The organism is Aeromicrobium sp., from assembly GCF_014378035.1.
Lineage (GTDB): Bacteria > Actinomycetota > Actinomycetes > Propionibacteriales > Nocardioidaceae > Aeromicrobium.
In genome coordinates, this window is sequence record NZ_JACMOM010000196.1 from 1 (window position 1) to 5061 (window position 5061).

At 68.8% G+C, this 5061-nt stretch carries 3 protein-coding genes; 2 read left to right on the forward strand and 1 reads right to left on the reverse strand.

The window, feature by feature from the left end:
* Positions 1 to 956: ferrochelatase (locus tag H7290_RS10415; protein WP_290513949.1), on the reverse strand; the 956-nt coding region annotated here is incomplete at its 3' end.
* A gap of 61 nt (positions 957 to 1017) precedes the next feature.
* On the opposite strand from H7290_RS10415, the gene H7290_RS10420 reads away from it, so the two are divergent.
* Both H7290_RS10420 and H7290_RS10425 read left to right on the forward strand, forming a co-directional pair.
* Positions 1018 to 2193: an MFS transporter gene (locus tag H7290_RS10420; RefSeq protein WP_290513950.1), complete on the forward strand. Its 1176-nt coding sequence runs from the start codon at positions 1018 to 1020 to the stop codon at positions 2191 to 2193.
* 53 nt (positions 2194 to 2246) lie between these two features.
* Positions 2247 to 5061: bifunctional proline dehydrogenase/L-glutamate gamma-semialdehyde dehydrogenase (locus H7290_RS10425; protein WP_290513951.1), on the forward strand; the 2815-nt coding region annotated here is incomplete at its 3' end.

Here is a 5061-nt window from a genome sequence, read left to right on the forward strand (position 1 = left end):
CACGGCCTCTCGACCTGCTCACCCCTCTCGACGGCAGCGCGTTCGAGCAGCAGCTCGCGCACCATCTCGACGAATGCCGGGTGGGAACCGGGCGTGTCGACGCGCTGAAAGACCAGCCCGAGCTCGTCTGCGGTTTCCTTGGCCTCGGTATCGAGGTCGTAGATGACCTCCATGTGGTCCGAGACGAAGCCGATCGGCACGACGACGACCGACGACACACCAGACCCGTGGAGCTCACGCAGGTGGTCGTTGATGTCCGGCTCGAGCCACGGCGTGCGCGGCGAGCCCGAGCGGGAACAGTAGGCGAGGGACCAGCGCTCGGCGCCGGCCCCCTCGGCCACCAGCTTCGCGACCTGCTGGTGCTGGCGCTCGTACAGCTCGCGTCCGGGTCCCCCGCTGGCGTCGTTCATGGACGTCGGGATCGAGTGCGTCACGAAGACGACGTGGGTGTCTTGGGGAGCCTGCTTGAGAGCCGCCGACGTCGCCTCGACGAACGGCCCCACGAACCCGGGATGGTTGAAGTAGTGGCGCAGCCTGCTGAGGGTGATGTCGAGGCCGGTGACCGCGTCGTACAGGTCTTCCCGGTACTGGCGGCAGCCGGAGTAGGAGGAGTAGGCGCTCGTCACGAAGCACGCTGCCCGCCGCACACCGTCGGCGGCCATCTGCCGCGCCGTGTCGCGGAGGTAGGGGTCCCAGTTGCGGTTGCCCCAGTAGATCGGCACTTCGACGCCGTGCTCGGCGAAATCCTTGCGCAGGGCATCGAGAAGCTCGAGATTGAGCTCGTTGATGGGCGACTTTCCCCCGAACAGGAAGTAGTGCTGGCCGACTTCCTCAAGGCGCTCCCGGGGGATGCCGCGCCCGGCCGTGACGTTCTCGAGGAACGGCACCACATCGTCGGGTTGCTCCGGGCCGCCGAAGGAGACAAGAAGCAGTGCGTCAAACGGGCGAGAATCCATGGGCACATCGTCCCACCGCTGCCGATAGTCTGCTCGCGCTGGGAGGCAGGAGTTGCTGAAGATGACCGTTCTCGCCAAGTACAAAGCTGCGCTGTCACGGCCCGGAGCCGCGCTTTTCTCCGTGACCGCGACGATCTCGCGGATGCCGCTGTCGATGGCCGGGCTGGGCATCGTGCTTCTGGTGTCGGAGCGGACCGGTTCCTACGCCGAAGCCGGTCTGCTGGCGGCGGTGTACGTGCTGGCAGCCGCAGCGTTCGGGCCGATCCAGGGTCGGCTCGCCGACCACCTCGGCCAGTCGGCGGTGCTCTGGGTCGTCGGGGCCGCGTACGCGGTCGGGATCTTCCTCACCCTGCTCGCCATCGAGTCGCAGTGGTCCGCACCGTGGCCGCAGCTGTGCGCTGCAGCAGCCGGACTCGCCTCGCCGCAGACGGGCAGCATGGTCCGTGCGCGGTGGACACACGCCGTGAGCGACAGGAGCCAGCTCAACACCGCGTTCTCGATCGAGGCGGTGCTGGACGAGGTCGTCTTCGTCGTCGGCCCCGTGCTGGTCACCTTCCTGACCCTGCAGGTCGCGGATCTCGCTGGCCTCATCGTTGCCGCGGTCGCCGCCACCCTCGGCTGCTGGGCTCTCGCGCTGCAGCACAGCACGGCGCCGCCTGCCGTCGTTCACGACGCCGGCAGACGCCCGCCGATCGGCTGGACGCTGCTCGGGCCCGTTGTCGCAGCATCGCTGGGCCTTGGTGTCGTGTTCGGCTCCACCGAGGTCATCGTGGTGGCGTTCACGGCGGAGGAGGGACGACGCGGTGCCGCAGGGGCGATCCTGGCGATCTGGGCCGTGGGCAGCCTCGTCTCCGGCGTCATCATCGGCGCCCTCCCCCATCCACGTGACCCGTCACGCCGGTTGCGGGTCGCGCTCCTCGCCCTGAGCCTGCTGTTCGCACCGCTGGGGCTTCTTCCGGGAGTCTGGTGGCTGGCTGCGGGAATGTTCCTGGCCGGGTCGATGATCTCGCCGACGCTGATCGCGATCGTCAGCCTCATCGAGATGCGAGTGCCCGCGTCACGGCTCACCGAGGCATTGACGTGGAGCACCACGGGTCTCGCCGTCGGGGTGGCCCCGGGCGCTGCCGTTGCCGGTTGGGTCGTCGACGAGCGGGGGGCTTCGGCGGGGTTCTTGGTGCCCCTCGTGGCCGGGCTCGCAGCCTCCGCGGTCGTCTGGAGCTTTGGCTCACAGGATTGACCGGGGCGGGGGGTCAAAGTCAGTCCCCTGGTGGTACTAACGTGGGCCACAACATGAGTGAACTCACCCTGGCCGAACGCAGCGTCGAGCTCGTGCGTGCGTGGATTGATCCGGAACGAGCCACGCCACGTCGGCGGGACAAGTCCGCAGAGCGTCTGGCCGGTCTCCTGAAGGACCCCCAGGGCCTTGCCTTCACGATCGGGTTCGTTGACCGGGTCGTGCGGCCCGACGACCGCCGGGTAGCCGCTCGCAACCTGCGCACCCTCGCACGCGAGACTCCGTCGTTCCTGCCCCGGACCCAGCGTTTCCTGCTCAAGCTCGGCGCCGTCGCGGCCATCGTCTTCCCCAGCCTGGTCGTCTCGGTCGCACGCCGCACCCTGCGTCGCATGGTCGGCCACCTGGTCGTCGACGCCCGGCCCAAGCAGCTCGGCCGAACCATCGCGCGGCTGCGGGCCGGTGGCGATCGGCTCAACCTCAACCTGCTCGGCGAGGCGGTGCTCGGTGAGGGCGAGGCGGCAGCCCGGCGCGCCGGGACGATGGAGCTCCTCGAGCGCGACGATGTCGACTACGTCTCGGTCAAGGTCTCGTCGGTGGCCAGCCAGCTCTCGATGTGGGCGTTCGACGAGTCGGTGGCACGGGTCGTCACGCAGCTGACCCCGCTCTACGAGCTCGCAGCATCGGGTGAGCCGACCTTCATCAACCTCGACATGGAGGAGTACCACGACCTCGACCTGACAGTGGCTGTGTTCACCACGGTCCTGGAATCCTTCCCCGACCTCGAGGCCGGCATCGTCCTTCAGGCCTATCTCCCGGACGCGCTCGGGGCGATGCAAGGGCTGCAGGACTGGGCCGCGAAGCGCCGGGCCGGGGGCGGTGCTGCCATCAAGGTCCGCGTCGTCAAGGGGGCCAACCTGGCCATGGAACGCGTCGACGCGACCGTCCACGGGTGGCCTCTGGCCACGTGGTCCAGCAAGCAGGAGACCGACACCAACTACAAGCGTGTGCTCGACTGGGCCCTCACGCACGACCATGTCGACGCTGTGCGCATCGGGGTGGCCGGGCAAAACCTCTTCGACATCGCCTTCGCGTGGCTGCTGGCGGGCGATCGAGGCGTGCGCGACTCGGTTGACTTCGAGATGCTGCTGGGCATGGACAGCGGCCCGGTCGACGCGGTGCGCGGCGACATCGGGAAGCTTCTGCTGTACACGCCCGTCGTTCGACCGTCCGAGTTCGATGTCGCCATCTCCTATCTTGTCCGTCGACTCGAGGAGAATGCGAGCAGCGACAACTTCATGTCCGCCGCCTTCGAGCTCGCCGCGGAGCCAGACCTGTTCGACCGCGAGACCCGTCGATTCCTCGCCTCCGTCGCCGACCTCGACGAGGTGGTGCCTCCGCCCCACCGCACGCAGAATCGGCTCACCGAGATCCAGGCAGGGCACGACGACCGATTCGCCAACACGCCCGACACCGACCCGTCGACGAGTGCCAACCGCGAGTGGGGACGGCTCGTGCTGGCACGGTCCGCCTACACGCAGCTCGGTGCCGAGACCGTCCGCAGCAACAAGGTGCCGGGGCCGGCCAGCCTCGAGAGCCTCATCCAGGAGACCCGCTCTGCCGCCGTGTCCTGGGAATCCCGCGGCGCGGAGGTGCGCGGATGGATCCTGCACCAGGCCGGCAACGCACTGGGAGCGCGCCGTGGTGACCTCGTCTCGGTCATGGCCGCCGAGGCCGGAAAGACCATCGCCGAAGCCGACGTCGAGGTCAGTGAGGCGATCGACTTCGCCCACTTCTACGCCGAGGCCGCACAACGCCTCGACGCCGTCGACGGCGCCGAATTCGTCCCGGACCGGCTCACCGTCGTGACTCCCCCGTGGAACTTCCCGGTGGCCATCCCGGCGGGATCGGTGCTCGCTGCCCTTGCCGTCGGCAGCGGCGTCGTGATCAAGGCCGCCCCACAGACGCGCAGGTGTGCCGCCGTCATGGTCGAGGCCCTGTGGCAGGCTGGTGTGCCGCGCGACGTGCTGCGCTATGCCACGGTCGACGAAGGGGCACTCAGCAAGGCGCTCATCGCCCACTCCGAGGTCGACAGGGTCATCCTGACCGGTGGTTGGGACACCGCAGCGTTGTTCCGGTCGTGGCGTCCTGACCTCCCGCTGCTGGCCGAGACCAGTGGCAAGAACGCCATCATCATCACCCCGAGTGCCGACATCGACCTCGCGGTGGCCGACCTCGTCAGGAGCGCGTTCGGCCACGCTGGCCAGAAGTGCTCGGCGGCGAGCCTGGCGATCGTGGTGGGCTCGGTCGCCACCTCCGAGCGAATCGAGCGCCAGTTCGTCGACGCCGTCGCCTCGCTCAAGGTTGGCTTCCCCCAGGACCCTGAAGTCACGATGGGTCCGATCATCGAGGCACCGACCGGCAAGCTCGCGGAAGGGCTGACGACGCTCGGGGAGGGTGAGACGTGGCTGGTCGAGCCGCGCCAGCTGGGGCCCGACCCTCGCGTGTGGTCCCCCGGGGTCCGCTCGGGGGTTCGACCCGGCAGCCAATTCCACCAGACCGAATACTTCGGCCCCGTGCTGGGCATCATGCAGGCCTCGACGCTCGCCGAGGCGATCGAGTGGCAGAACGCCACCGACTACGGACTGACGGCAGGCATCCACTCGCTCGACGCCGCGGAGGTCAACACCTGGATCGACTCGGTCCAGGCCGGCAACCTCTACGTCAACCGAGGCATCACTGGTGCCATCGTGCAACGGCAACCCTTCGGCGGCTGGAAGCGGTCATCGGTCGGCACGACGGCCAAGGCGGGCGGACCCAACTACCTCACGCACCTCGGCACGTGGCGACCCCGCCCGCTGCGAACGGTCGCCA